Origin of the sequence: Nocardioides sp. (assembly GCF_964228225.1) — a bacterium.
In the GTDB taxonomy this organism is placed as follows: Bacteria; Actinomycetota; Actinomycetes; order Propionibacteriales; family Nocardioidaceae; genus Nocardioides.
In genome coordinates this window covers 53,114-77,109 of sequence record NZ_CAXQZB010000043.1, presented here as the reverse complement: position 1 = coordinate 77,109, position 23,996 = coordinate 53,114, and the positions used below count along the sequence as shown (strand labels likewise).

General features: G+C 74.2%; 30 protein-coding genes and 3 tRNA genes. 10 read left to right on the top strand and 23 right to left on the bottom strand.

What is annotated here, in order from left to right:
• The first annotated feature begins 109 nt into the window (after window positions 1-109).
• Window positions 110-973 carry an oxygenase MpaB family protein gene (locus ACERUJ_RS09890; RefSeq protein ID WP_370248349.1) on the top strand — a complete coding sequence of 288 codons (864 nt, stop codon included), beginning with the start codon at window positions 110-112 and terminating at the stop codon, window positions 971-973.
• Between the two features lie 58 nt (window positions 974-1,031).
• Window positions 1,032-1,643: a hypothetical protein gene (locus ACERUJ_RS09885; RefSeq protein ID WP_370248348.1), complete on the top strand. Its 612-nt coding sequence runs from the start codon at window positions 1,032-1,034 to the stop codon at window positions 1,641-1,643.
• Here ACERUJ_RS09885 and ACERUJ_RS09880 read toward each other — a convergent pair.
• The 4 genes from ACERUJ_RS09880 to ACERUJ_RS09865 are packed head-to-tail and all read right to left on the bottom strand — an operon-like array spanning window position 1,618 to window position 3,743.
• A complete protein-coding gene (locus ACERUJ_RS09880; RefSeq protein ID WP_370248347.1) occupies window positions 1,618-1,923 on the bottom strand; it encodes a DUF4031 domain-containing protein in 306 nt (101 codons plus the stop codon). The two genes, ACERUJ_RS09885 and ACERUJ_RS09880, sit on opposite strands and share 26 nt — an antisense overlap.
• Window positions 1,920-2,585 (bottom strand): copper homeostasis protein CutC, encoded by a 666-nt coding sequence (locus ACERUJ_RS09875; protein ID WP_370248346.1) that lies wholly within the window; start codon window positions 2,583-2,585, stop codon window positions 1,920-1,922. Before ACERUJ_RS09875 ends, ACERUJ_RS09880 begins: the two co-directional genes overlap by 4 nt.
• A gap of 31 nt (window positions 2,586-2,616) precedes the next feature.
• A complete protein-coding gene (locus ACERUJ_RS09870; RefSeq protein ID WP_370248345.1) occupies window positions 2,617-3,399 on the bottom strand; it encodes a hypothetical protein in 783 nt (260 codons plus the stop codon).
• Entirely contained in the window at window positions 3,396-3,743 is a 348-nt protein-coding gene (locus tag ACERUJ_RS09865; RefSeq protein WP_370248344.1) for a hypothetical protein, read from the bottom strand. The genes ACERUJ_RS09870 and ACERUJ_RS09865 overlap by 4 nt, the downstream gene beginning before the upstream one ends.
• Window positions 3,744-3,820: 77 nt before the next feature.
• Between ACERUJ_RS09865 and ACERUJ_RS09860 the strand changes: the two genes are divergently transcribed.
• Window positions 3,821-4,171 carry a hypothetical protein gene (locus ACERUJ_RS09860; RefSeq protein ID WP_370248343.1) on the top strand — a complete coding sequence of 117 codons (351 nt, stop codon included), beginning with the start codon at window positions 3,821-3,823 and terminating at the stop codon, window positions 4,169-4,171.
• Between the two features lie 105 nt (window positions 4,172-4,276).
• On the opposite strand, the gene rplA is transcribed toward ACERUJ_RS09860, so the two are convergent.
• The 5 genes from rplA to ACERUJ_RS09835 all read right to left on the bottom strand — a co-directional run bounded on the left by rplA (window position 4,277) and on the right by ACERUJ_RS09835 (window position 6,889).
• Window positions 4,277-4,999 (bottom strand): 50S ribosomal protein L1, encoded by a 723-nt coding sequence (gene rplA / locus ACERUJ_RS09855; RefSeq protein WP_370248342.1) that lies wholly within the window; start codon window positions 4,997-4,999, stop codon window positions 4,277-4,279.
• A gap of 71 nt (window positions 5,000-5,070) precedes the next feature.
• Window positions 5,071-5,499 carry a 50S ribosomal protein L11 gene (gene rplK, locus ACERUJ_RS09850; protein ID WP_370248341.1) on the bottom strand — a complete coding sequence of 143 codons (429 nt, stop codon included), beginning with the start codon at window positions 5,497-5,499 and terminating at the stop codon, window positions 5,071-5,073.
• 71 nt (window positions 5,500-5,570) lie between these two features.
• On the bottom strand, window positions 5,571-6,386 hold the full coding sequence (gene nusG / locus ACERUJ_RS09845) for a transcription termination/antitermination protein NusG (RefSeq protein WP_370248340.1): 816 nt from the start codon (window positions 6,384-6,386) through the stop codon (window positions 5,571-5,573).
• A gap of 85 nt (window positions 6,387-6,471) precedes the next feature.
• Window positions 6,472-6,729 (bottom strand): preprotein translocase subunit SecE, encoded by a 258-nt coding sequence (secE, locus tag ACERUJ_RS09840; protein ID WP_370248339.1) that lies wholly within the window; start codon window positions 6,727-6,729, stop codon window positions 6,472-6,474.
• A gap of 87 nt (window positions 6,730-6,816) precedes the next feature.
• Window positions 6,817-6,889: transfer RNA gene (locus ACERUJ_RS09835), tRNA-Trp, on the bottom strand.
• A gap of 199 nt (window positions 6,890-7,088) precedes the next feature.
• Here ACERUJ_RS09835 and ACERUJ_RS09830 point away from each other — a divergent pair.
• From ACERUJ_RS09830 to ACERUJ_RS09820, 3 genes are all read left to right on the top strand, one after another.
• Window positions 7,089-8,372: an aminotransferase class I/II-fold pyridoxal phosphate-dependent enzyme gene (locus ACERUJ_RS09830; protein ID WP_370248338.1), complete on the top strand. Its 1,284-nt coding sequence runs from the start codon at window positions 7,089-7,091 to the stop codon at window positions 8,370-8,372.
• Window positions 8,373-8,391: 19 nt separating this feature from the next.
• Window positions 8,392-9,402 (top strand): adenosine deaminase, encoded by a 1,011-nt coding sequence (locus ACERUJ_RS09825; protein WP_370248337.1) that lies wholly within the window; start codon window positions 8,392-8,394, stop codon window positions 9,400-9,402.
• A gap of 64 nt (window positions 9,403-9,466) precedes the next feature.
• Complete coding sequence (locus tag ACERUJ_RS09820; protein WP_370248336.1) at window positions 9,467-10,000, top strand: DUF4190 domain-containing protein; 534 nt, start codon at window positions 9,467-9,469, stop codon at window positions 9,998-10,000.
• A gap of 30 nt (window positions 10,001-10,030) precedes the next feature.
• Here the strand turns inward: ACERUJ_RS09820 and ACERUJ_RS09815 are convergent, their stop codons facing one another.
• The 12 genes from ACERUJ_RS09815 to ACERUJ_RS09760 form a co-directional block, all read right to left on the bottom strand.
• Window positions 10,031-11,059: a UDP-N-acetylmuramate dehydrogenase gene (locus ACERUJ_RS09815; RefSeq protein ID WP_370248335.1), complete on the bottom strand. Its 1,029-nt coding sequence runs from the start codon at window positions 11,057-11,059 to the stop codon at window positions 10,031-10,033.
• Window positions 11,052-11,459 carry a MaoC/PaaZ C-terminal domain-containing protein gene (locus tag ACERUJ_RS09810; RefSeq protein ID WP_370248334.1) on the bottom strand — a complete coding sequence of 136 codons (408 nt, stop codon included), beginning with the start codon at window positions 11,457-11,459 and terminating at the stop codon, window positions 11,052-11,054. Before ACERUJ_RS09810 ends, ACERUJ_RS09815 begins: the two co-directional genes overlap by 8 nt.
• Complete coding sequence (locus ACERUJ_RS09805; protein WP_370248333.1) at window positions 11,456-11,845, bottom strand: MaoC family dehydratase N-terminal domain-containing protein; 390 nt, start codon at window positions 11,843-11,845, stop codon at window positions 11,456-11,458. Before ACERUJ_RS09805 ends, ACERUJ_RS09810 begins: the two co-directional genes overlap by 4 nt.
• 119 nt (window positions 11,846-11,964) lie before the next feature.
• The gene (gene rpmG / locus ACERUJ_RS09800) at window positions 11,965-12,135 is read right to left on the bottom strand and encodes a 50S ribosomal protein L33 (protein WP_121804265.1); all 171 of its coding nucleotides are present in this window, start codon (window positions 12,133-12,135) and stop codon (window positions 11,965-11,967) included.
• Between the two features lie 57 nt (window positions 12,136-12,192).
• Window positions 12,193-12,266, bottom strand: a tRNA-Met gene (locus ACERUJ_RS09795).
• 18 nt (window positions 12,267-12,284) lie between these two features.
• A tRNA-Thr gene (locus tag ACERUJ_RS09790) sits at window positions 12,285-12,357 on the bottom strand.
• A gap of 116 nt (window positions 12,358-12,473) precedes the next feature.
• Window positions 12,474-13,895, bottom strand: coding sequence for an amidase (locus ACERUJ_RS09785; RefSeq protein WP_370248332.1), 1,422 nt, complete (start codon window positions 13,893-13,895; stop codon window positions 12,474-12,476).
• Between the two features lie 59 nt (window positions 13,896-13,954).
• Window positions 13,955-14,671 carry an LrgB family protein gene (locus ACERUJ_RS09780; protein ID WP_370248331.1) on the bottom strand — a complete coding sequence of 239 codons (717 nt, stop codon included), beginning with the start codon at window positions 14,669-14,671 and terminating at the stop codon, window positions 13,955-13,957.
• A complete protein-coding gene (locus ACERUJ_RS09775; RefSeq protein ID WP_370248330.1) occupies window positions 14,668-15,027 on the bottom strand; it encodes a CidA/LrgA family protein in 360 nt (119 codons plus the stop codon). The genes ACERUJ_RS09780 and ACERUJ_RS09775 overlap by 4 nt, the downstream gene beginning before the upstream one ends.
• Window positions 15,024-15,629: a DNA-3-methyladenine glycosylase I gene (locus ACERUJ_RS09770; RefSeq protein ID WP_370248329.1), complete on the bottom strand. Its 606-nt coding sequence runs from the start codon at window positions 15,627-15,629 to the stop codon at window positions 15,024-15,026. The genes ACERUJ_RS09775 and ACERUJ_RS09770 overlap by 4 nt, the downstream gene beginning before the upstream one ends.
• Before the next feature lie 101 nt (window positions 15,630-15,730).
• Window positions 15,731-16,717, bottom strand: coding sequence for a pirin family protein (locus ACERUJ_RS09765; RefSeq protein ID WP_370248328.1), 987 nt, complete (start codon window positions 16,715-16,717; stop codon window positions 15,731-15,733).
• Window positions 16,714-19,026 carry an FdhF/YdeP family oxidoreductase gene (locus ACERUJ_RS09760; RefSeq protein WP_370248327.1) on the bottom strand — a complete coding sequence of 771 codons (2,313 nt, stop codon included), beginning with the start codon at window positions 19,024-19,026 and terminating at the stop codon, window positions 16,714-16,716. The genes ACERUJ_RS09765 and ACERUJ_RS09760 overlap by 4 nt, the downstream gene beginning before the upstream one ends.
• A 151-nt stretch (window positions 19,027-19,177) precedes the next feature.
• Between ACERUJ_RS09760 and ACERUJ_RS09755 the strand changes: the two genes are divergently transcribed.
• From ACERUJ_RS09755 to ACERUJ_RS09740, 4 genes are all read left to right on the top strand, one after another.
• A complete protein-coding gene (locus ACERUJ_RS09755) occupies window positions 19,178-19,885 on the top strand; it encodes a hypothetical protein (protein ID WP_370248326.1) in 708 nt (235 codons plus the stop codon).
• A 117-nt stretch (window positions 19,886-20,002) separates the two neighbouring features.
• Window positions 20,003-20,473, top strand: a complete 471-nt coding sequence (locus ACERUJ_RS09750; protein ID WP_370248325.1) for a nitroreductase/quinone reductase family protein — start codon at window positions 20,003-20,005, stop codon at window positions 20,471-20,473.
• A gap of 56 nt (window positions 20,474-20,529) precedes the next feature.
• Window positions 20,530-21,471: a phosphodiesterase gene (locus ACERUJ_RS09745; protein ID WP_370248324.1), complete on the top strand. Its 942-nt coding sequence runs from the start codon at window positions 20,530-20,532 to the stop codon at window positions 21,469-21,471.
• A gap of 64 nt (window positions 21,472-21,535) precedes the next feature.
• On the top strand, window positions 21,536-21,772 hold the full coding sequence (locus ACERUJ_RS09740; protein ID WP_370248323.1) for a helix-turn-helix domain-containing protein: 237 nt from the start codon (window positions 21,536-21,538) through the stop codon (window positions 21,770-21,772).
• A 44-nt stretch (window positions 21,773-21,816) separates the two neighbouring features.
• Here ACERUJ_RS09740 and ACERUJ_RS09735 read toward each other — a convergent pair whose 3' ends face one another.
• Together ACERUJ_RS09735 and ACERUJ_RS09730 are read right to left on the bottom strand one after the other, a co-directional pair.
• Window positions 21,817-22,611 carry a hypothetical protein gene (locus ACERUJ_RS09735; RefSeq protein WP_370248322.1) on the bottom strand — a complete coding sequence of 265 codons (795 nt, stop codon included), beginning with the start codon at window positions 22,609-22,611 and terminating at the stop codon, window positions 21,817-21,819.
• 99 nt (window positions 22,612-22,710) lie between these two features.
• Window positions 22,711-23,952, bottom strand: coding sequence for an oxygenase MpaB family protein (locus ACERUJ_RS09730; RefSeq protein WP_370248321.1), 1,242 nt, complete (start codon window positions 23,950-23,952; stop codon window positions 22,711-22,713).
• Window positions 23,953-23,996 lie beyond the last annotated feature (44 nt).

The following is a 23,996-nucleotide window of genomic DNA, read 5'->3' as shown; positions in this document are numbered from 1 at the left end:
GTCACCAGCGGAATGCACCGGTTCCCGGCCGATCCCGGTGCATTCCGCTGGTGACGACGAGCACGCGCTCACCCCGGGAGGCGAGGGGGCCGGCCCTACTCTGGAGGACGTGATCCAGACGGTGCGGGGGCGGTTGGGCGAGGCGCTGTTCCAGCGCGTCGCGGGCCCCGAGGGCGAGTCCCACCGCCAGCGCATCCACGGCACGCCCGGGCCGCGCTGGTTCGAGCCCGGCAGCCCGATCACGGTGGTGCACGGCGACGCCTCGATGTTCATCGGCGGCATGCGCGCCCTGCTGCTGCAGACCCTGCACCCCGCCGCGATGCGCGCGGTCTCGGAGCACTCCGGCTACCGCGGCGACATGTGGGGCCGGCTGCACCGCACCTCGCGCTTCCTGGCCGAGACCACCTTCGCCCACGAGGACGACGCCCAGCGGGCGGTCGACATCGTGCGCGCGATCCACGAGCGGGTGCGGGGCACGATGCCCGACGGCACGCCCTACGCCGCCAGCGACCCCCACCTGCTGCGCTGGGTGCACATCGCCGAGGTCGACAGCTTCCTGCGGGCCCACACCGTCTACGGTGCGACGACCCTCACCCAGGACGAGCGCGACACCTACGTCGCCCAGGTCGGGGTGGTGGCCGAGCGGCTCGGTGCCACCGACGTCCCGCGCACCGAGGCCGAGCTGGCGGCCTGCCTGGCCTCCTACCGGCCCGAGCTCAGCGGCAGCCCTGAAGCGCGCGAGGCCGTGAAGCACCTGCTGCTCACCCCGCCGCTGCCGCTGCCCGCGCGGGTGCCCTACGGCGTGCTGGCGGCGGGTGCGATCGGGCTGATGCCGGCCTGGACCCGCCGGCACCTGCGCCTGCCCTGGGCGCCGGTCACCGAGCGCACCGTGGTGCGCGCGCTGGGCACGGTGGCCACCGGCACGATCCGGTGGGCGATGACGCCCCCGCCACTCCAGGCCGCCGCCGGCTGACGCCGCCCCGGGCGGGGCGGTGTTCCCCGCGGCCCACCTCGGGTGGTGGGATGGGTCCGTGCCCGACGCCCTGCTCGACCGGTGGCCGCTGCCCGAGGATCCTGGGACGGCCCGCGAGCTGCTCGCGGCCTACGACGGACCCACCCGCGGCTACCACGACCGGCGCCACCTCAGCGAGGTCCTCGACCGCATCGAGGGTCTGCGCGACGCCGGCGCCGACTGCGAGCCGCTGCCGGTGCTGCTGGCCGCGTGGTTCCACGACGCCGTGTACGACGGCGAGCGCGACGCGGAGGAGCGCTCGGCCACCTGGGCCGAGGCCGCGCTCGCGCCGTGGCTGCCGGCCGCGGTCGTGGCGGAGGTGGCCCGGCTGGTGCGACTCACCGAGACCCACCGTCCCGCGCCGGGCGACCGCAACGGCGAGGTCATCTCCGACGCCGACCTCGGGATCCTCGCCGCCGACCCCGGGCGGTACGCCGCGTACGTGGCGGCGGTGCGGCGCGAGTACGCCCACCTCGACGACGCCACCTTCACCGCCGGGCGGCGCCACGTGCTGGAGCAGCTGCTCGCCAAGCCCTCGCTGTTCCACACCGCTCCGGCGATCGCCGCCTGGGAGCGGCCGGCCCGCGCCAACGTGGCCGCCGAGCTCAGCCGGCTCCCGCAGCGGGACTGACCGACGGCCCGTCGTCGGCGGTGCGGCGACGCGGGCGCCGCAGGCCGGCGGCCCGTAGCCGCCGCACGAGCTCCCGGCTCGGCGTCGGCTCGGCACCGGCGGCCACCAGCACCTCGTAGTACTCGGCCGGCACGTCGTAGTGGTCGCGGTCGAAGGCGCGGGGCGGGACGCCGTGGGCGGCGGCGAAGGCGTGCAGCTCGGCGAGCGAGACGTCGCTGGCCAGGTGCGACCACCAGCGGCCGTGGCGCGGCACGTCGGGCGGGTCGATGAGCACGCTCACGCCCGCTGCGCCTCGTGGTCCAGCAGCAGCCGCCAGGACCGCACCCGGCCCGCGTCGACGTAGGCCCGCTCCGACCCGCCCACGCGCGCGGCGTCGCCGACGCGGAACTGGCGCACGCCTGCCCGCACCAGCCACGGCACGGCCTCGGCGGGCCACTCCCCGGCCGGCATCAGCAGGGCCGCCACCGCCGGGTCGGCTGCGTGGGCCAGCAGCGCGTCGACGTCGCAGGGGCGGCCGGGGGCGGCCCCGGCCGTGGCCACCGCGGTGAGTCCCGGGAGCGTGCGGAGCCGCCGCCAGGCGCGGACGGGGTCGAGCACGCGGTCGACGTCGTCCTCGAAGGTCCAGGCGAGGTCGGGGGCCACCTCGCGCAGGCCGAAGCCGGCCGCGACGTCGACCTCGAGGTCCTCGTCGACCAGGCCGAGTCCGACGCCCGCCACCCCGAGCCCGCGCACCGCGGCGAGCCGGGGGCCGAGGTCGTCCGGCGGGGGGTGGGGGAACCGCAGTCGCACGGGCACCGCACCCGCGGCCCGCACCACCGCCGAGACCCCGGCGAGGTCGAGGTCGGCGCCGGGCTGCTCGAGGCTCAGCCGGTCGGCGCCGCCGTCGAGCGCGCCGGGGACGTCGCGCGGATGACGCACGACGACCTCCAGCAGCGGCCTCATGTCCCGACCCTAGCCGGACTCCCCGTGCGACTCAGCCCGTGCGACTCAGCCCGTGGCGGCGCACGCTGCGGACCATCGCGGCCACCGACAGCACGGCGTCGAGGCGCTCCTGCTGCGCCCGCGCCCACGCCGCGACCTCCTCCTGGCGGGCGATGAGGGCGTCGATGATCTCCCACACCCGGCGCAGGTCGTCGACGATGTCGGTGACGGCGTCGAGGCCCTTGAGGCCGAACTCGAGGGCGAACACGCCCCAGCCCACCGGGCTGGACACCCGACTGAGGATCCGGGCGACGACGCGGAGCAGCACCTCGCCGAGCTCGGCGACCGCGGCCTCGACCTCCACCTGGACGTGCTCCACGACCCCGGCGATCTCGTCGAGGACGTACCACCCGGCGCCGACCAGCTCGGCGAACGCCTCGACGCGCACGGCGCGGACCACGAGCGCGGCCCGGAACGCCTCGGCCGCCCGGCCCTCCCAGACCGGCACGCTCCACGCCCCGATGATCCCGAGGTTGAGCGCCACCCGGCGCAGCGCGTCGCGGGTGACCACGCAGGAGTCGGCCGTGGCGCGCACCGCCGTGAGGTCGCCGACAAGCGGGTCCACCAGCAGGGTGCGCAGGCCGACCTCGGGGAGCGCCGGCAGGTGCACCCCCAGTCCGCCGAGCACCCCGACCATGCGGTTCACGACCTCGCGCGCCCCCTCGACCGCACCCTCCCAGGCCTCGAAGTCCGCGTCGTGGCGCAGCGTGCCACCGCGCTCGGGCGGGGCGGCCAGATCGGGCTCGACCAGGTGGACGCCCACCTCCTCGCTCATGCCACCCACCCCAGGACCGTCTCCAGGAGCGTGCGGGAGGCGAGGGCGGAGCGTGCGTCGGCACCGCCGAGGTCGACCGCCACCCGCTCGAGGCCCGCAGCGAGGCGCTCCCAGTCCTCGACGACGGCGGTCTCGGCCGCCCCGACGCCCTCGGCCAGGCGCGCGACGGCGTCGCCCAGCGGGCTGAGCACGCACACCGGGCTGGGCCGGAACCCGGACGGGTCGGCGACGTGCGTGGCGGCGAAGCGGCAGGTGGCGCGCCACTGGCCGGTGGCCTCCTCCAGCGCCTCGTGCAGGGTCACCAGGTCGCGCCAGCGGCGCACCTGCAGGGTCGTGTCGGACATGGGGCCTCCTCGGTCGGGGATGGGGAGACCCGGGTGCCCTGCCGGACCGGGACTTGAAACCCGCGCACAATGGGGGTGTGGATTCCTCGCTGCTCCTCGATGCCCGCGCCCGCGTGCTGGCCGACCTCCAGGCGCGCCGGCACGCCACCGCCACGGCCGTCTCGGCGCTGGAGGACGCCGTCGCCGCGCGGCAGTGGTGGGCCGAGCAGTGGCCCGAGGGAGCGGTCTACGTCGCCGGCCTGGTCGCCCAGGACGTGCAGGACGCGCTGTTCTCGACCTCGGGCCGGTGGCCGCTGTGCCTGGAGTGCGACGACGCCCCCGAGCACAGCCTGTTCATCTCCCCCGACCTCGGCGGCCCCGACCCGGTGTGGGTGTGCGAGGAGTCGGGCCGGGTCGTGGCGGCCCTGGGCTTCCTGCACCGCACCTGATCCCGTCCGCCACCGGACGCCTCCGGACGCCCCCGGACGCACCGCGGCCCCGCCCCCCCGCGAGGGGGACGGGGCCGCGGTGGGTGACGCGGGGGATCAGGAGGATCAGACCGCCGGGGCGTCGTCCTCGAGCGCGATGTTGCGGGTGCGGTTCGGGTCGACCTGGATGCCGGGGCCCATCGTGGTGGAGAAGGTGACCTTCTTCAGGTAGCGGCCCTTGGAGCTGGCCGGCTTGAGCCGCAGCACCTCCTCCAGCGCGGCGGCGTAGTTCTCCGCGAGCGCGGTCTCGGAGAAGGAGGCCTTGCCGATGATGAAGTGCAGGTTCGCGTGCCGGTCGACCCGGAACTCGATCTTGCCGCCCTTGATGTCGGTGACGGCCTTGGCCGGGTCGGGGGTCACGGTGCCGGTCTTGGGGTTCGGCATGAGGCCGCGGGGACCGAGCACGCGACCCAGGCGACCGACCTTGCCCATCATGTCGGGCGTGGCGACGACGGCGTCGAACTCCAGCCAGCCGCCGGCGACCTTGTCGATCAGCTCGTCGCCACCGACGATGTCGGCGCCGGCCTCACGGGCGGCCTCGGCCTTGTCGGCGTTCGCGAACACCAGGACGCGGGCGATCTTGCCGGTGCCGTGGGGCAGGTTGACGGTGCCGCGCACCATCTGGTCGGCCTTGCGGGGGTCGACGCCGAGACGCATGACGACGTCCACGGTCTCGTCGAACTTCTTCTTGGAGGTGGTCTTCGCGATCTTGATCGCGGCCAGCGGGGCGTGGAGCTCGTTCTTGTCGAACGTCTCCGCCGCCGCGCGGTAGGTCTTGCTGCGCTGCATGTCTCTTCTTCTTTCGAGTAGGCGCGAAGGATGTGGTCCTGGTGGGCCAGCGCGGCCCTGCCACGGGGGTGTTACTCGGTGGTGACGCCCATCGAGCGGGCGGTGCCCTCGACGATCTTCATCGCCGCGTCGAGGTCGTTGGCGTTGAGGTCGGGGAGCTTGGTGGCGGCGATCTCGCGCACCTGGTCCTTGGTCAGCTTGCCGACCTTGTCCTTGTGCGGGACGCTCGAGCCCTTCGAGAGACCGGCGGCCTTCTTGATCAGCTCCGACGCCGGGGGCGTCTTGGTGACGAAGGTGAAGCTGCGGTCCTCGTAGATGGTGATCTCGACGGGGATCACGTTGCCGCGCATGGCCTCGGTCTGGGCGTTGTACGCCTTGCAGAAGTCCATGATGTTGACGCCGTGCGGACCCAACGCGGTACCGACCGGCGGCGCCGGCGTCGCGGCGCCGGCCTGCAGCTGCACCTTGACCAGCGCAGCGATCTTCTTCTTGGGAGGCATTCGCTCTCTTCCTGTTCTGTGGTCATGACGAGGACCGACGGTCCTCTGCCACGGGTTCCTACGTGCTGGGCTCAGACCTTCTGGATCTGGCTGAAGCTCAGCTCGACCGGGGTCTCCCGGCCGAAGATCTCGACCAGCGCCTTGACGCGCTGGGACTCGGCGTTGATCTCGGTGATCGTCGCGTGGAGCGTGGCGAACGGGCCGTCGACGACCATCACGGAGTCGGTGACCTCGAAGTCGGCGACCTCGATCGGCTTCTTCGCGGTGGCGGTGCCGACGGAGGTGCCCGCACCGGCGGCGGCGGAGGCGGCGGCCGCCTCGGCGGTGGCGACCACGGCGGGGGCGAGCATCGACTCGACCTCGCTCATGCTCAGCGGCACCGGCTGGTGGGAGTTGCCGACGAAACCGGTGACCGAGGGCGTGTGGCGCACGGCCGACCACGACTCGTCGGTGAGGTCCATGCGCACCAGCACGTAGCCGGGCAGCGAGGGCTTCTTGCGGGTCCGGCGCTGGCCGTTCTTGATCTCGACGAAGTCCTCGATCGGCACCACGATCTCGTGGATGTAGTCCTCCATGTTCAAGGACACGATGCGGTTCTCGAGGTTGGACTTCACCCGGTTCTCCATGCCGGAGTAGGTGTGCACGACGTACCAGTCGCCCGGCTTGGCCCACAGCTCGCGGCGGAACGCCTCGAGGGGGTCCTCGTCGTCGACGACGTCGGTCTCCGCGTCGGTGTCGTCCTCCGCGTCCTCGGCGTCGGCCTCGTCAGCCTCGTCGAGCGCCTCGGGGGCGTCGGTGGGCTCCTCCGCGGCCTCGTCGGCCCCGTCGGCCTCGGGGGCGAGGTCCTCGGCGAGGTCCTCGGTCGACTCGTCGTACTGCTCAGACACGTGCTGCTCCATCGCTTGTCGCGGGGGTGGTTCGGGTGGGCGACACGCGAGGGACCCGGGCGGGCTCCGGCGCGCCGTGGGGGGACTAGATGTCGTCGCCGGCGGTGAAGACCGCGAAGACGAGCTTGCCCAGACCGAGGTCGAGGGCGGAGACGAACGACATCATCACCACGACGAACACCAGGACCACGAGGAAGTAGGTGACCAGCTGCTCCTGGGTCGGGTAGACGACCTTGCGGAGCTCGGCGACGACCTGGCGGTAGAAGGTCGGGATGCTGGTGCGACGCGGCGCGTCGTCGGGCGAGCCGGCGCCCTTGCCGCGGACCGTGCTGCTCTCCGACACGACTTCACCTCTCGTCGGCTGTGCTGGGTGGGTGCTGTTCTCAGGTGGTGCTGGTGGACCGGGTGGTCCGGGTGGTGCGGGATCGTGCAGGGCACGAGGGACTTGAACCCCCAACCTTCGGTTTTGGAGACCGATGCTCTGCCAGTTGAGCTAGTGCCCTCCGGGATCACCGGGAACGGTCGAGGGCATGCCTGAGCGTTCGCGGTTGTCCACTGCGGGCAACCATACGGCCTCGCCCCAGCCCGAGTCGAACCGGAGTCGTGCCGGAGCCGTACCGGCGTCCCACCGCCCCGGGGCCGTGGTGGCGCCACGACGCCCTCGCGCGCGCGGGCGTGGGTGCGGTCTGGGAGAGTGGGGGCGTGACCGAGCAGACCCTGCCCCTGGCCCAGCGCTCCGCCGAGGAGCTGCAGCAGATCCTCGCCGACCAGCGCGCCGCCTACGACTCCCTCGTCGCGAGCGGACTCTCGCTCGACCTCACGCGCGGCAAGCCCGCCACGGCGCAGCTCGAGCTCGCCGACCGGCTGCTGAGCCTGCCGACCACCCCGATCACCCCGAGCGGCGTCGACACCCGCAACTACGGCGGCCTCGAGGGCGTGCTGGAGCTGCGCGAGATCTTCGCGCCGCTGCTCGGCGTGCCCACTGCCCAGCTCGTCGCCGGCGGCAGCTCCAGCCTCGTGATGATGCGCGAGGCGCTGCTCGACCTGTGGCTGCACGGCGGGGTCACCAGCGAGCGGCCGTGGTCGGCGGAGGAGAAGGTCACCTTCGTGTGCCCGGTGCCCGGCTACGACCGTCACTTCACGCTGCTGTCCTGGCTGGGCATCGACACCGTCACCGTGCCGCTGCTGGCCGACGGCCCCGACATGGACGCCCTCGAGGCGCTCGTGGCCGCCGACCCCTCGATCAAGGGCATGTGGCTGGTGCCGACCTACGCCAACCCCACCGGCGACACCGTCAGCGACGACGTCGCCCGCCGGCTCGCGGCCATGCCCACGGCGGCGCCGGACTTCACGATCCTGTGGGACAACGCCTACGCGCTGCACCACCTCACCGAGGTCGAGACCCCCACCGCCGACCTGCTCGGGTACGCCGCGGCGGCCGGCAACCCGCACCGGGCGATCATGTTCGCCTCCACCTCCAAGGTCACCTACGCCGGCGCGGGCGTGGCGTTCCTCGCCGGCTCCCCCGAGGTCGTGGCGTGGTTCACCGGCCACCTCGGCAAGGGCTCCATCGGCCCCGACAAGCTCAACCAGTGGCGCCACGCCGAGTTCTTCGGCGACGCCGACGGCGTGCGGGCCCACATGGTCAAGCACCGCGAGCTCATCGCCCCGAAGTTCGCCGAGGTCCAGCGCGTGCTCGCCGAGCGTCTCGGCGGCCTGGGCGTGGCCACGTGGACCGATCCCGTGGGCGGCTACTTCGTGAGCCTGGACGTGCTCGACGGCACCGCCTCGCGCGTCGTCGCCCTGGCCAAGCAGGCCGGGGTGGCGCTGACGCCGGCCGGCTCGGCGTTCCCCGGCGGCCACGACCCGCACGACCGCAACATCCGGCTCGCGCCCACCTTCCCGGGGATGGCCGACGTGACGGCCGCGATGGAGGCGGTCGCCACCTGCGTGCTGCTCGCGGCGGCCGAGAAGCTGGCGGGCTGAGCCCGGGGCCGGGTCCCTCGTGAGGCCGCTGGACGCGCTGCCGAAGGCGCACCTGCACCTGCACTTCACCGGCTCGATGCGGCACGCCACGCTGCTCGAGCTCGCGGCCCGCGACGCGATCCCCCTCCCGGACGCCCTCGAGCACGACTGGCCGCCGGTGCTCAGCGCGGCCGACGAGAAGGGCTGGTTCCGGTTCCAGCGGCTCTACGACGTCGCCCGGTCGGTGCTGCGCACCGAGGACGACGTGCGCCGGCTGGTGCGCGAGGCCGCCGAGGACGACGTCCGCGACGGCGGCCGGTGGCTGGAGCTGCAGGTCGACCCCAGCGGGTACGCCGCGCGGTTCGGCGGCATCACCGCCTTCACCGACCTCGTCCTCGACGCGGTGCGCGAGGCCTCCGCGGCCACGGGCCTGGGCATCGGCGTGGTGATCGCGGCCAACCGCACCCGCCACCCGCTCGACGCCCGCACCCTGGCCCGTCTGGCCGCGCAGTACGCCGGGCGCGGCGTGATCGGGTTCGGGCTCTCCAACGACGAGCGCCGCGGCCGCACCGAGGAGTTCGCCGGGGCCTTCGACATCGCCCGCCGGGCCGGACTCCTGCTGGTGCCGCACGGCGGTGAGCTGCGCGGCGCCGAGCACGTGCGCACGTGCCTGGACGTGCTGCACGCCGACCGACTCGGCCACGGCGTGCGGTCGGTCGAGGATCCCGCGGTGCTCGCCGACGTCGTCGAGCGCGGGGTGGCGCTCGAGGTCTGCCCCACCTCCAACGTGGCGCTCGGGGTCTACAGCGACCTCACCTCGGTACCGGTGCCCCAGCTGCTCGCGGCGGGCGCCACCGTGGCGCTCGGCGCCGACGACCCCCTGCTCTTCGGCTCCCGGCTGGCCGGTCAGTACGCCACGATGCGCGCCGCCCACGAGCTCGACGACGCCACCCTGGCCACCCTGGCCCGGATGTCCTTCGCCGCCTCCCGCGCCCCCCAGGACGTCCGCGCCCGGGCGCTGGCCGACGTCGACGCCTGGCTGGCCTCCTGAGCCGACCTGCCCCGGGAGCGGGTGCGGGCGGCGTGGATCGGAGGGCGGAGGGCACAATGCCGCCATGACCACCCCCGGTGACTTCTCCCCCGACCCCTGGGCCAAGCCCGACGCGAGCGGCCCCGCGGACGAGACCGGCGCGGGCCGGCCGGTCTCCGACCTGCCGCCTGCACCGCAGGACCCGGGGGCCTACGGCCAGCCCACCTACGGCCAGGCCCCGTACGGCCAGCCCGCCTACGGCCAGCCGGCCTACGGACAGGCCCCGTACGGCTCCCCCTACGGCGCGGGGCTCTACACCCCGGCACCACCGAACGAGAGCCTGAGCGTGGCCTCGATGGTCGTCGGCATCGTGTCCTTCGTGCTGGCCTGCGGCTACGGCATCGGCCTGCTGGGCTCGCCCGTCGCCCTGGTGCTGGGCCGGATCTCGATGAAGCGCATCGACCGCTCACAGGGCACCCTCGGCGGGCGCGGGTTCGCGCTCACCGGCTTCATCCTCGGCATCATCGGCACGATCCTGCTCGTCCTGGCGATCGCCGCCGTCGTGGTGATCATCATCGTCGCTGCCAACGGCGGCTTCGACGACACCAGCAGCTACTGACGCCGTCTCCCACACCGCCGGGGGCGGCGGTCAGAGGGCGCAGCCGACGAGCACCGGTTCGGGGTCGAGGTCGATCCCGAACCGGGACCGCACGCCGTCACGGACCTCGCGGGCCAGCGCCAGCACGTCGCTGGCGGCGGCCGCTCCGCGGTTGGTGAGGGCCAGGGTGTGCTTCGTGGACAGCGTGGCCCGTCCCGCGCCGTGTCCCCGCGCGAAGCCGGCGTGCTCGATGAGCCAGGCGGCGCTGGTCTTGACCCGGCCGTCCGGCTGGGGCCAGGCCGGGGCGCCGGCGGGCACCGCGTCAGGAGGCAGGACCGGGTTGGTGAAGAACGAGCCCGCACTCCAGGTGTCGTGGTCGGCGGCGTCGAGCACCATGCCCTTGCCCCGCCGCAGTCCCAGCACGGCCTCGCGCACCTGAGCCAGCGGCGCGCGCGCCCCCTCCGCGACCCCGAGGGTGCGGGCCAGCTCGGCGTAGGCGACCGGCGCCGAGAGGTCGCCCAGGCGCAGCTGGAAGGTCACGTCGAGCACGACGTGACGGTCGGGCTCGGCCTTGAACACCGAGGTGCGGTAGCCGAAGCCGCACTCGGGCGCACTGCGGGTCACGACGCGTCGCTCGTGCCGGTCGTAGGCCCGCACCCGCGCGATGACCTGGGCGACCTCGGCGCCGTAGGCCCCGACGTTCTGCACCGGCACCGCCCCCACCGAGCCCGGGATCCCGGCCAGGGTCTCGACCCCCACCCAGCCCCGGGCGACGGCGTGCGCCACCAGCGCGTCCCACTCCTCCCCCGCGGCGACCGTGACGGTGGCGCCGCTGCAGGTGTCGACGTCCTCGCGGATCCCGCGGGTGGCCACCTTCACGACCGTGCCGGGCACGCCGTCGTCGCCGACGAGCAGGTTGCTGCCTCCGCCGAGCACGAGCACGGGCTCGCCGCGGTCCTCGGCGGCCGTGACGGCGGCGAGGAGCTCGGCCTCGGTGGTGGCCTCGACCCAGTGGCGGGCCGGGCCGCCCACGCGCAGCGTGGTGTGGTCGCGCAGGAGCACGGCGGGGCCCTCAGACACGGATCCGGGCCCGGGGAACGCCGAGGACGGTGCCCTCCCCGCAGCGGACGTCGAGGGCGAGGGTCGCCACGCCGTCGGCGACGTCCTTGACCGTGCCGGCGACCGTGACGACGGCGCCCTGCTCGGCGTCGACCACCACCGGCGCGGTGAACTTGGCGCCGAGCTCGAGCACCGGTGCGTCGTCGCTCCAGGTGCTCACCGCGCGCGCGGCGAGCGCGAGGGTGTACATGCCGTGGGCGATGACGCCGGGCAGGCCGACGGCCAGGGCCACCTGCTCGTCGAGGTGGATGGGGTTGGGATCGCCGCTCGCGGCGGCGTAGGCCGCCAGGTCGGCGCGCGTGATCCGGTAGGTCTGGGGCGGCAGCGTCGTGCCGGGCTCCCAGGACGCCGCGGCGCTCACACCGCACCCCGGTGCACGAAGGTCGCCACGGCGGTGCACACCAGGGCGCCGTCGGGGTCGGTGAGGGCGGTGCTGGTGCTGATGATGTCGTTGCCGCCGAGGGAGCGGACGCGGTCCACGCTCAGCTCGGCGTCGAGCACGTCGCCGACCCGCACGGGGCGCTCGTAGGCGAAGCGCTGCTCCCCGTGCACGATGCGGGCCAGCTCGACGTCCTCGGCGCGCAGGAACTCCCCGACGGCGACGAACGCCGGCACGATCGGGAAGGTGGGCGGCACGGCGTCGGACCCGACACCGACCGCGGCGGCGAAGGCCGCGACGGCCTCGGGGGTCACGACGTAGGGCGCGGGGGCGCGGTACCGGCGGCCGACGGCGGCGTCCAGGGGCATGCCCCCACCGTAGCGAGCCCGCCGCCCGCCTCGCCCGGCGCCGTCGATGCGTGCCGGGGACGACGACGGGGCCCCGCCTGGCTCAGGCGGGGCCCCGTCGGGACGTCGAGGTGCGGGACTCAGCGGGTCTCGCGGTGCGCGGTGTGCTTGCGGCACCGCGGGCAGAACTTGGCCAGCTCGAGCCGGTCGGGGTCGTTGCGGCGGTTCTTCTTCGTGATGTAGTTCCGCTCCTTGCAGTCCACGCAGGCGAGCGTGATCTTGGGGCGGACGTCGGAGCTCTTGCTGGCCACGGGAAGTTCCTTCGGTGCTGCGGCGATCGGTGCGGATCGACTGCGGTGGACGTGCGGTAGCGGGGGCGGGACTCGAACCCGCGACACCACGATTATGAGCCGTGTGCTCTAACCACCTGAGCTACCCCGCCAGGGTGGTGGTTACCCAGAGCCCCTTTACGGAATCGAACCGTAGACCTTCTCCTTACCATGGAGACGCTCTGCCGACTGAGCTAAAGGGGCAACGAGGAAGAACCATACAAGGTCGGTGGGCGGGTGGTGAAATCGGGCCCCGTCCCGACGGTCCGGACTTCGACCTCCAGCGCATCATCGCAGGTCAGCAGGGGCGTCGCGGCACCTCAGGGCGTGAGACGGGCGAAGGGATGCGCCTGCTCCAGCTCGTAGGCCACCTGCAGGAGGGTGGCCTCCTGACCGGCCCCCGCGGAGAACATCATCCCCAGCGGCATCCCGTCCCCGGTGGTGCACAGCGGCAGCGAGATCGCCGGGTCGCCGGTGGCGTTCTGCAGCGGGGTGAAGGCCAGCCAGCCCAGGGTGCGCTCGAGCAGCTCCTCGTAGGGCACGTCCGGACCGAGGTGGCCCAGCGGCGGGGTGGCGGTGCCCAGCGTCGGCGACAGCACGACGTCGCAACGGCGGAACCACGCGGCGGAGTCGGTCGCGCTCGCCCGCAGCCGGGCGATCGCGCCGGGCAGCCGGTGGAGGTGACGGCGGGCGTGCCGGGCCAGCCCGAGGGTGAAGTCGTCGTGGCGGGTCACGTCCCACGTGGCGCCGTGGGTGGCGCGGCCGGTGCGCACCAGCACCAGGCCGAGGAAGGCCCAGTAGAGCAGGAAGTCCTCGCGGAAGGACGCCGACACCGGCGCGGCGGTCTCCTCCTCGACGTGGTGGCCCAGGCTCGCCAGCAGCTCGGCGGTCTCGCGCGTGCGGGCCGCCACCTCGGGCGAGACCTCCTGCCCCAGCGCCGCGGTGACCACGCGCACCCGCAGCCGCTTGGGGGCCGGGCCGGTCACGTCGCCGATCGGACGCAGGTGCAGCGCCCGGTGGGCCAGCTCGGCCTCGCGGCAGAAGGCCGCGGTGTCGCGCACCGACCGGGTCAGGACGCCGTCGGAGACGATCCGCACCGGCATCCGGCGCATCAGCGCGTCCTGGGCGAAGCGGCCGCGGGTGGGCTTGAGCCCGACCAGGCCGCAGGCGGAGGCCGGGATGCGGATCGAGCCGCCGCCGTCGTTGGCGTGGGCGATCGGCAGGGCGCCGCTGGCCACGAGCGCGGCCGCCCCCGCGGAGGACGCCCCGCTGCTGCGCCCGGTGTCCCAGGGGTTGCGCACCGGACCCAGGCGCGGGTGCTCGGCGGTGGGCAGGAAGCCGTACTCCGAGAGCCGGCTCTTGCCCAGCGGCAGCAGGCCGGTGGCGCGGTACATCCGGGTCCAGTCGCCGTCGGCCGCGGCCGGGCGCGGGCGCCAGGCGTCGGTGCCGGACATCGTGGGCATCCCGGCGACGTCGACGTTGTCCTTGAGCACCGTCGGCACGCCGGCGAAGAACCCCTGGCCGGGGCGCATCGCCAGGCTGCGGGCCCGGTCGTAGTCGCGGTGGGCCATCGCGTTCAGCGCCGGGTCGACGGCCTCCACGCGCGCCAGCGCGGCCCCCACGACCTCGGCCGCGCCGACCTCGCGACGCTGCAGCGCCCGGGCCAGACCGACGGCGTCGTGGTCGCCGAGGGCGTCGTCGCGCACGGCGCTGACACGGGACGGGAGTGACGGGGAGGTCATGCTCGGACGGTAGCGGCCCGCACCAGCCCACGACAGCCCACGACAGCCGCCGCGGCCCCTCAGAACAGCCAGAGCGCCAGCAGCGGCAGCACCAGGCTCGTGGCGAGCGCGGTGAGCCCCATGCCGAGGCCGCCGAAGGCGCCCTGCGCCTCGTCGTCGTGGAGCAGCCGGCTGGTGCCGATGCCGTGGCTCACCGAGCCCAGCGCCAGTCCGCGGGCGACGGCGTCGCGGATGCCCAGGCGGGTCATCAGGCCCGGGCCGACCACCGCGCCGAGGATGCCGATGAGGATCGCGAAGACCGCCGAGAGCGGCGGCAGCCCGCCCAGCTGGTCGGAGAGGCTGATCGCCACCGGCGTGGTGGCGGCCTTCGGGGCCAGGGTGCGCTGCACGACCTCCTCGCCCCCGGCGAGCCGGGCGAGCAGGACGGCGGTGAGGATCGAGACCGCGGCCCCCACCGGGATCGCGACCAGCATCGCCCCCACGCGCCCGCGCAGCCGGTGGGCCTGGCGGTACAGCGGCACCGCGAGCGCCACGGTGGCGGGCCCGAGCAGGAACACCAGCGGGTCGACGGCGGCGCGGTAGGTGTCGTAGTCGATGTCGGTGAGCAGCAGCAGCGGACAGATCACGGCCATCGCCACCAGCGTCGGCTGGGCGACGGGATGGCCACCGGTGCGCTCGCGCAGCCGGCGACCCAGCTCGTAGCAGGCCAGGGTCAGCACGATCAGGGCGAGCGGGGAGGTGCGCAGCAGCTCGCCGACCTCCTCGAGGCGGCTCACCGGTCCCCTCTCCCGGGACGACGGCGCGCGGCGAGCTGCAGCAGGCCCCCGACGACCACGAGGCCGGCGAGCCAGGACCCGAGCATCGCCACGACGATCGGGACGGCCTCCTGGCGCAGCACCGTCAGGTAGGCGACGACGCCGACGCCCGCGGGGATGAAGAGCAGCTGCAGGTGGGCGAGCAGCCCGTCGGCGGCCCGCAGCACCGGGGCTTCGGGGGCCGGCCGGCGCCAGGCGAGCAGGACCAGCAGCACCACCATGCCGATCACGGGCCCGGGCACCGGCAGGTCGAGCAGGCGCACCAGCACCTCCCCGACCAGCTGGCAGCCGAGCAGCGCGAGCAGTCCGAGGATCACGGCGCCACCGCCGCGGGCGCCCCGACGGGGGCGTGGGGCGAGCGGAAGCAGCCGACCAGGTGGGCCTCGACCAGCCCGAGCGCCTCGAACAGGGCGTGCAGAGTGGTGGGGCCGACGAACCGGAAACCGCGCCGTTTGAGGTCGCGGGCCAGCGCCACCGACTCCGGGCAGGTCGTGGGGAGCTCGTCGGTGTCGCGCACCGGGGTCCACGACGACGGCGCGGCCGCGCGCACGTGGACCTCCAGACCGCCCTCGGCCCGCAGCTCCCGCACCGCCGCGGCGTTGGCGATCGTCGCCTCGATCTTGGCGCGGTTGCGCACGATGCCGGCGTCGGCGAGCAGCCGGTCGCGGTCGACGTCGTCGAACCCGGCCACGACGTCGGCGTCGAACCCCGCGAACGCGGCCCGGAAGGCGGGCCGCTTGCGCAGCACGACCGCCCAGGAGAGCCCGGACTGGAAGGCCTCCAGGCTCAGCCGCTCGAACCAGGCCGCCTCACCGGTGACGCCGCGGCCCCACTCGGCGTCGTGGTAGTCGCGCAGCAGCCCGGGCGCCGCCGCCCACGGGCACCGCGCCACGCCGTCCTCACCGATCACCGCCTCCACGAGGCGTCATCCTCGCCGATCCGGGGGCCCCGGCCGACGTCGTACCAAGCATCCGGCAGGCGATTCGCCTCACATCGTCTGCCGGATGCTTGGTACGACGCTCAACGGCGGGGACGCAGCCGCACGCCGGGGAGGGCGGGCGCGGGCACCGGCGGGAGGTCGGCGCCCACGGGGACCCCGAACCGGCCGTCGACCAGTCCCAGGTGTCCCTCGCCCTCGGGGCCGAGCTGCGCCTGCCACTGCTCCCGGGCCGCCACCACGTCGTCGTGGGTGCGGCCCACGAAGTTCCACCACATCACGATCTCCTCCCCGAACGGCGGGCCGCCGAGCAGCAGCGCCCGCACCGGCGCGGGGCCCGCGACGAACCGTCGTACCGCGGCGCCGGGCGGGAGGGCGAGGAGGTCGCCGGGGGCCAGGACGACGTCGTCGACCGCGAGCCCGCCGGCGTCGAGCAGCACGCCGTGCTCGTGGGCGGGATCGACCTCGATCTCCACTGCGGCACCGGGCTCCAGGAGCAGCTCGACGCCGAGCAGCGGGGAGTCGGTGGTGACCGGCGAGGTGACGCCGAGCAGCGAGCCGAGGAAGACCCGGGCCTCGTAGCCCTCCCCCGTCACCGGGTCGGGCGCGTGGTGCTCGAAGCGCGGGGCGGTGTCGCGCGCGGCCTCCGGCAGCGCCACCCACAGCTGGGCGCCGTGGAGCACGGTGGTGCCGGGGGTGGAGACCTCGGAGTGGCTGATCCCGCGCCCGGCGGTCATCAGGTTCACCTCGCCGGGGCGCACCATCGCGTGGTGGCCGGCGCTGTCGCGGTGCTCGATCTCGCCGGTGAACAGCCAGCTCACCGTGGCCAGGCCGGTGTGGGGGTGGGGCGCCACGACCATGCCGCCGGTCTCGGCGACGTCGTCGGGGCCGTAGTGGTCGACGAAGCACCAGGCGCCGATGAACGTGCGCTCACGGGAGGGCAGGGTGCGGCGCACGGTCATCGCCCGCGGCCCGCCGAGCGGGACGTCGCGCGGCCGCAGCAGCTGCGGCCCGGGGCCGCCCGCCGGGACGGGCTCCGGCGGGTGGGGGTCCCGGTCGAGGTTGCTCACGGCAGCAGTCCGGGCTCGCGCTCGCTGGCGGGCTCCAGCCGCACGACCACGCCCTTGGACGTGGGCGTGTTGCTCTCCAGGGCCACCGAGTCCAGCGGGATCAGCGGGTTGGTCTCGGGGTAGTAGGCCGCCGCGCAGCCGATCGGCTGGTCGTAGGCCACGATCCGGAACCGCGGGGCGATGCGCTCGACCCGCTGCGCCCCCTCGCCCCACTCGCTGACGAGGTCCACGAGGTCGCCGTCGTTCCAGCCGAGGTGGCGGATGTCCTCGGGGTGCACGAGCACCACCCGGCGGCCGCCCTCGATCCCGCGGTAGCGGTCGGAGAGGCCGTAGATGGTGGTGTTGAACTGGTCGTGGCTGCGCAGGGTCTGCAGCAGCAACCGGCCCTCGGGCACCTCCAGCACCGCCATCGGACTGATCGAGAACACCGCCTTCCCGACCGCGGTCGGGAAGGTGCGGGAGTCCCGCGGGGGGTGGGGCAGGGTGAACCCGCCCGGGCGTCGCACGCGCGCGTCGTAGTCCTCGCAGCCGGGCACCACCCGGGCCACGCGGTGCCGGATCTCGGCGTAGTCGGCCCGGAAGGCGTCCCAGTCGATGCCGTGGCGGTCGCCGAGGGTGGCCTGGGCCAGGGAGCACACGATGTCGACCTCCGAGCGCAGGTGCGGCGAGGCCGGCCCGAGCGGGCCCCGGCTGGCGTGCACCTCCGACATCGAGTCCTCCACGGTGACCCGCTGCTCCCGACCCCCGGTGAGGTCCTTCTCCGTGCGTCCCAGCGTGGGCAGGATCAGCGCCTCGCGGCCGGGCACGACGTGGGAGCGGTTGAGCTTGGTGGACACGTGCACCGTGAGGTCGGCGCGGCGCATCGCGCGCTCGGTCACGGCGGTGTCGGAGATCGCGCTGGTGAAGTTGCCGCCCATCGCGAAGAACACCCGGGCCCGGCCCTCGTCGAGCGCCCGCACGGCGTCGACGGCGTCCAGGCCGTGCTCGCGCGGCGGCTCGAAGCCGAACTCCGCGGCCAGCGCGTCGAGGAAGGCCGCCGGCGGCTTCTCCCAGATGCCCATCGTGCGGTCGCCCTGCACGTTGGAGTGGCCGCGCACCGGGCACAGGCCGGCGCCGGGCTTGCCGATGTCGCCCCGCAGCAGGGCGACATTGACGATCTCCTTGATGGTGGCCACGGCGTTGCGGTGCTGGGTGATGCCCATCGCCCAGCAGTAGACGGTGCCGCGGGAGCCGGCGAGCAGGTCGGCGAACTCCTCGACCTGCGCACGCGTCAGACCCGAGGCCCGCTCCACCTCGGCCCAGTCGACGGCGCGGGCGTGCTCGGCCCAGGCCTCGAAGCCGGTGGTGTGCTCGGCCACGAACGCGTGGTCGACGGCGTCGCGCTCGAGCAGGCGCGCCGCGACCCCCTGCCACAGCGCGAGGTCGCCGCCGATGCGCACCGGCAGGAAGAGGTCGGCGAGCGGGGTGCCGCCCCCGATCACGCCGCGCACCTTCTGCGGGTTCTTGAACCGCACCAGCCCGGCCTCGCGCAGCGGGTTGATCGCCACGATGGTGGCCCCGGCCCGCTTGGCCTTCTCGAGCGCGCTGAGCATGCGGGGGTGGTTGGTGCCGGGGTTCTGGCCGGCCACGACGACCACCGCCGCGGTCTCGACGTCGGTGAGGCTCACCGACCCCTTGCCGATGCCGATGGTGTCCTGCAGCGCCACCGAGGTGGACTCGTGACACATGTTGGAGCAGTCGGGCAGGTTGTTGGTGCCGTAGGCGCGGGCGAAGAGCTGGTAGACGAACGCCGCCTCGTTCGAGGTCTTGCCGGAGGTGTAAAACACCGCCTGGTCGGGGCTGTCCAGGCCCTGCAGGTGGCCCGCGATCAGCGCGAAGGCGTCGTTCCAGGTGATCGGCTCGTAGTGGGTGGCGCCCTCGCGCAGCACCATCGGCTCGGTGAGCCGGCCCTGCTGCCCCAGCCAGTACTCGGTGCGGGTGGCGAGGTCCGCCACGGAGTGGGTGGCGAAGAAGTCGCGCTCGACGCGGCGCCTGGTGGCCTCCTCGGCCACGGCCTTGGCGCCGTTCTCGCAGAACTCCGCGGTGTGGCGGTGGCTCGCGTCGGGGTCGGGCCAGGCGCACCCCATGCAGTCGAACCCGTCGGCCTGGTTGAGGGCCAGCAGCGTGCGTGCCGTGCGCACCGGCCCCATCTGCTCCACCGACCGCTTCATGGCCACCGCCACGGCCACCGGCCCGGCCGCGGCCGTGCCCTCCTCGCCGACCCGGAGGTCCTGCTCGTCGACGTCCTGGCGCGGGGCGCGTCTGCTCATGCCCCCCATCCAACCGCGCCGCAGGTGAACATTCCTCGCCCCTGAGGACGGATCGGGTGCCCCGGGGCGGTGGACGCGCTAGTTTCACTGCACCGCTCCGCCGCTCGTCGCCGCGCGGCGGATCCGTGTCCCGCACCCCCAGGAGAACCCCATGTCCTTCCAGACGCCCCCGCCGCCGCCCCCGGGCTACGGCGCCCCGATGCCGCCGGTGCCGAACTCGGGCTGGAGCATCGGCAACGCCCTGAGCTACGGCTGGACCAAGTTCCAGGCCAACGTCGGCCAGATCCTGCTCACCGCGCTGGTGCTGTTCGTCGGCATCGGCGTCGTGTACGGCGTCATGTTCGCGATCACCGCGGCCGTGGGCTCGGACAGCTTCGTGCTCTCCCTGGTCCTGCTCTCGCTCACCATCGGCGTGGTGATCGTGGCCGCCCAGCTGATCGGCGCCGGCCTCATCCGCGGCGCCCTCGACGTCACCGAGGGCCGCCCGTTCCTGATGAGCTCGGCGTTCAAGTTCGCCGACGTCGGCAAGGTGCTGGTCACTGCGCTGATCATCGGCGGGCTGAGCTTCGTCGGCTTCCTGCTGTGCTACCTGCCGGGCGTGATCGTCGCGTTCGCCACCAGCTACGCCATGTACTTCGTGGTGGACAAGAACATGGAGCCGGTGGACGCCGTCAAGGCCTCGGTCGACCTCGTGCGCAGCCGGCTGGGCGACACGATCCTGTGGTGGCTGGTGGCCGCGGTGGTCGGCTCCATCGGCGGCTGCCTGTGCGGCGTCGGCGCCCTGGTGACCTACCCGATCGCGCTGATCGGCACCGCCTACACCTACAAGCACCTCACCGGGCAGCCCGTCGCCCCCTGATCCACCCCCTGATCCACCTGCTGCGCCCCGGGCCGGCCACCGCACCGCGCGGGGGCCGGCCCGTGGTCGTGTCGGACACCTCCGCCGGGGTGCGACCGGGCCCTCTACGGTCGGCGCATGGGACTGCTGACACCGCTCGCCGTGAGGATCGGCTCGATCTCCTGGATGCCGCGGCTGCTGCCGCAGATCGTGTGGGTCGACACCCGCCTGCAGCGGGTCACCAGCGGGCGGGTGACCCTGCTCGACATCGCCGGCCTGCCCAACCTCGCCCTCACCGTGCCGGGCCGCAAGACCGGGATCCCGCGCACCACCCCGCTGCTGTGCGTGCCCGACCGCGACAGCTGGCTCGTCGCCGGGTCCTACTTCGGCGCGCCGCAGATGCCGGTGTGGGTGGGCAACCTGCGCGCCGCCACGACCGCCCGGATCCGCGTGGACGGGGTGGAGCACGAGGTCACCGCCACCGAGCTGGACGGCGAGGACCGCGCGGCCGCATGGCGCACGATGCTGGACGCCTGGCCCAACTTCGCCGTCTACGAGGCCCGCACCGACCGCACCATCCCCGTCTTCCGGCTGCTGCGCACCCGCTGAGGTCCGCCCGGGTCGTCGTCGTACCCACCGGCGGTGCGCCGACTACGGTGGGCCGCATGATCCCGCTGGGACAGCACCCGCACCCGACCCACGTGGTGGCCCACCTCAGTGATCCGCACCTGCTGGCCGACGGCGCCCGGCAGTACGGCGTCGTCGACCCCGAGGCGGGGCTGCGGCTGGCGCTGGAGCGGCTGGGCGACCTCGATCCGCGCCCCGACGTGCTGGTGTTCACCGGCGATCTCGCCGATCGCGGCGAACCCGCCGCCTACGCCCGGTTGCGCGCCCTGGTGGAACCGGCCGCGCGGTCCCTGGGGGCCGAGGTGGTGTGGACGATGGGCAACCACGACGACCGCGCCGCCTGGTCGGCCGGCCTGCTCGACGACGACGCCACCGACCCCGCGCTGCCCCGCGACCGGGTGCACGAGGTGCGGGGGCTGCGAATCGTGGCCCTGGACTCCACCGTGCCCGGCTACCACCACGGCGCGCTCGACGACGCCCAGCTGGCGTGGCTGGCCGAGGTCCTCGCCACCCCGGCCGAGCACGGCACCGTGCTGGCCCTGCACCACCCGCCGATCCCGGTGCCGATGCTCCCGGCGGCCGCACTCATCGAGCTGCACGACCAGGACCGGCTCGCCGCGGTCGTGGCCGGCAGCGACGTGCGCGTCGTGATCGGCGGCCACTTCCACTACACCAGCGTCTCGACCTTCGCCGGCGTGCCGGTGTCGGTGGCCTCGGCCACCTGCTACACCAGCGACCCGCTCCCCCACGACCGGCTGATCTCCGGCGTCGACGCCCACCAGGCGTTCACGATGCTGCACCTCTACGCCGACCGCGTGGTGCACACGGTCGTGCCCGTGCCGCGCGGCCCGGAGGTCAGCGGCCACCCGGCGTCGTGGGGCGCGCTGCTGGAGCAGCTGGAGCCGCAGGAGCGCCACGACCTGGTCTCGCGCAAGGACTCCGCCCTCAACACCGGCGCCCTGGACCTGCCCCCGGAGTGAGTGCCACGGCACCGGGGCGTGCCGGTTCCCCCAATGTCGGGTTTTCCGATATTGTTTAGCCGCCATGGTCACCACGAACCGCCTCAGCACCCTGAGCAACGGGCTGCGCGCCCTCGAGCTGCTCGACCAGCGCGCCTGGACCATGCGCGACCTCGCCGAGGCGTGCGGCCTGCCGCGCCAGACGACCTACCGGATCGTGGCCACGCTCATCGACGCCGGCTGGGCCGAGCGCGACGGCGCGACCTACCGCGCTCGGCGTCCCACGTCCGGACAGCACGAGGCCCCGCCACGCAGTGCCTGACACCGGCGTGACGGGGCCCCGAGGATGCGGGCGGACCCGGTCGATCAGGGAGCCGGGGTCGGCGCCACGTAGTCGCTCGAGTCGCCGGTGATGACGACGTAGAACCACTTGCGCGACCCGTCGACGGTCACCGAGCCGTCGCTGTTGCGCGGGCTCACGACGAAGGCCTCGGCGTTGCGCGCGTTGGTCGGCGCGCAGTTGGTGACGGCGTTCGGCGGGGCCGGAGTGAAGTTCGTGCAGCGGCTCACCGAGATCTCACCGGAGAACTCGGGGTTGGCGTCGGCACCGGCGGCGCGACCGTTGGTGTTGCCGAAGCCCGGGGCGCCCATCACGTCGAGCTCGGTGGTGTTCTGCAGCATGATCGTGGCGATCAGGCCGTTGTTGCCGAGCGGCTCGTTGGCGTCGAGGTAGACGTTGCCGTTGGCGCGCAGGGTGTCGTCGATCGCGTCCGTCGGGTTGGAGTCGGGCAGCGTCGGGTAGGCCGCGAGAATCTCGAAGCCGCCGGACTGCGCCGCGATCTGGCCGGCCGGGTTGATCAGGGCCCAGCGGCCCACGCCGGCGGGACCGGTGTCACCGGTGTCGCCCTTCGGGCCGCGGGGACCAGCGTCGCCCTGCGGGCCCTGCGGACCGGACTTGATGACGCCCTTGGCGAGGTCGTTGGTCTTGACCGCGCCGTCCTTGATCTTGGCCGAGGTCACGGCGTTGTCGGCGATGTCCGCGGTGCGGATCTGGGTGGCGGCGTAGGAGGTGCCACCCAGGGCCACGACGAGCGCGGCCGTGGAGACGATCATCGGGGCGCTGGGGCGCTTACCGGCCAGAGCTGAGGGAACCAGGCGCATGGATCTGCCTTCCGAGTCGGGGCGGCTCGGCGAGCCGCGACACCGGGTGGTACGGATCACGGGGCCCCTACGGTTCAGTCCGGCCCGGAATTTCTCACCTCATGAGACGGCCGACCCCTCCGGCAGCGCGCCGACCGACCGGGCGGCGCCGTCGGGCCCGAAGTAGCGCGCCATCACGCGCTCGCGCACCCGCGTGCCCCACGCGTCGAGGCCACGGCGCCCCCAGGGGGTGCGGTAGCGCCACAGGTTGGTCGCGATCGTCAGCGGATGCGCCCACGGCGGGCGCCGCGGCAGGCCGAGCTCGCGCATGCTCTGCGGACCGAGGAAGACGGTGAGCATGCTCAGCATCCGCTCGCGGGCCCACCAGCCGCGCCACCGCGCCCGGTCCGGGTAGTGCAGGTCGCGCTGCGCGTCCACCACCGCCTGTGCGAGCAGGGGGCCGGCCGGCGTGAGGTCGGCCTGGGCCAGCAGCAGGTGGTAGTTGAGCCGGTGCCGCTCGCGTTCGGTGGCGACGAGGAAGCGGTCCTCCACCCCCAGCAACCAGCCGACGTAGCGCCACAGGTGCATCACCGCCCGGGAGTCTTCCCGGCTCACCGGCACCCCGAGCGCCCGCACGCCCAGCAGCACCACGGCGTCGAACAGGCCCAGGGTGGCGGCCTGGTCGGCCTGGTTGATCGGCTGCCCCCACCGCGCCACGTCCCACCGCGGGGCGAAGGTCGCGTTGACGAGCGCGTGCATCGCACGGACGTGGACGGTGAGCCGCCATGCCTCGCCGTCACGCTCGAGGCCCCCGGGACGCGACAGCGTCGTGGCCCAGTACTGCGTCTCGGCGAGCCGGCGCACGGTCGCGTCGCCGTGCAGCCCGCCGGTGGCCACCAGCAGGTCGGTGGGCCCGCCGAACCGGTAGCCCCCGATGAGCGAGAGCTGCAGCAGCACGTCGGCGGCGTTCTGCCCGAAGCGGTGGTAGACCCGCTGGCCCCGGGCGAGCAGGGCGGGGTCGACCCACGCCGGCGTCGCCTCGACGGTGGCCAGGAAGGCCACCAGTGCCTCCGGGTCGCCCGGCTCCGCGCCGTCGCGCAGCGCGCGGTCGAGCCGGGCGTGGGTCACCCGCTGCGGGTCCCCGGCCGGACGACGCATGGCCTCCGCCAACCGGGCACCGGGGCCGTCCACCCGCCCGAAGGCGGCCCCGATCTCCGCGAGCAGCGACTCGTCCACCTCCTCGACCCGGGCGACGGCGCGCAGCGCCCGGCCGAGCCGCCGGTTGCGGGGCTCGGCCTCGCGGTGGCGCGCGGGGTGGGCGGGGTGGGAGGAGGGCGAGGGGGACATCGGGAGGACGGCCATGGTCGCAGCATGAGGCGAGCGTTTACTCGCCTACAATTCGCGTT

What these genes read in the sequence shown, in the direction of transcription:
- rplK (WP_370248341.1), bottom strand. Translation starts at nt 5,499, where the DNA reads ATGCCTCCCAAGAAGAAGATCGCTGCGCTGGTCAAGGTGCAGCTGCAG.
- ACERUJ_RS09750 (WP_370248325.1), top strand. Translation starts at nt 20,003, where the DNA reads ATGGGACTGCTGACACCGCTCGCCGTGAGGATCGGCTCGATCTCCTGG.
- ACERUJ_RS09760 (WP_370248327.1), bottom strand. Translation starts at nt 19,026, where the DNA reads ATGAGCAGACGCGCCCCGCGCCAGGACGTCGACGAGCAGGACCTCCGG.
- rplA (WP_370248342.1), bottom strand. Translation starts at nt 4,999, where the DNA reads ATGCAGCGCAGCAAGACCTACCGCGCGGCGGCGGAGACGTTCGACAAG.
- ACERUJ_RS09740 (WP_370248323.1), top strand. Translation starts at nt 21,536, where the DNA reads ATGGTCACCACGAACCGCCTCAGCACCCTGAGCAACGGGCTGCGCGCC.
- ACERUJ_RS09735 (WP_370248322.1), bottom strand. Translation starts at nt 22,611, where the DNA reads ATGCGCCTGGTTCCCTCAGCTCTGGCCGGTAAGCGCCCCAGCGCCCCG.
- ACERUJ_RS09745 (WP_370248324.1), top strand. Translation starts at nt 20,530, where the DNA reads ATGATCCCGCTGGGACAGCACCCGCACCCGACCCACGTGGTGGCCCAC.
- ACERUJ_RS09875 (WP_370248346.1), bottom strand. Translation starts at nt 2,585, where the DNA reads ATGAGGCCGCTGCTGGAGGTCGTCGTGCGTCATCCGCGCGACGTCCCC.
- ACERUJ_RS09755 (WP_370248326.1), top strand. Translation starts at nt 19,178, where the DNA reads ATGTCCTTCCAGACGCCCCCGCCGCCGCCCCCGGGCTACGGCGCCCCG.
- ACERUJ_RS09820 (WP_370248336.1), top strand. Translation starts at nt 9,467, where the DNA reads ATGACCACCCCCGGTGACTTCTCCCCCGACCCCTGGGCCAAGCCCGAC.
- ACERUJ_RS09805 (WP_370248333.1), bottom strand. Translation starts at nt 11,845, where the DNA reads ATGCCCCTGGACGCCGCCGTCGGCCGCCGGTACCGCGCCCCCGCGCCC.
- ACERUJ_RS09865 (WP_370248344.1), bottom strand. Translation starts at nt 3,743, where the DNA reads ATGTCCGACACGACCCTGCAGGTGCGCCGCTGGCGCGACCTGGTGACC.
- ACERUJ_RS09730 (WP_370248321.1), bottom strand. Translation starts at nt 23,952, where the DNA reads ATGGCCGTCCTCCCGATGTCCCCCTCGCCCTCCTCCCACCCCGCCCAC.
- ACERUJ_RS09785 (WP_370248332.1), bottom strand. Translation starts at nt 13,895, where the DNA reads ATGACCTCCCCGTCACTCCCGTCCCGTGTCAGCGCCGTGCGCGACGAC.
- ACERUJ_RS09870 (WP_370248345.1), bottom strand. Translation starts at nt 3,399, where the DNA reads ATGAGCGAGGAGGTGGGCGTCCACCTGGTCGAGCCCGATCTGGCCGCC.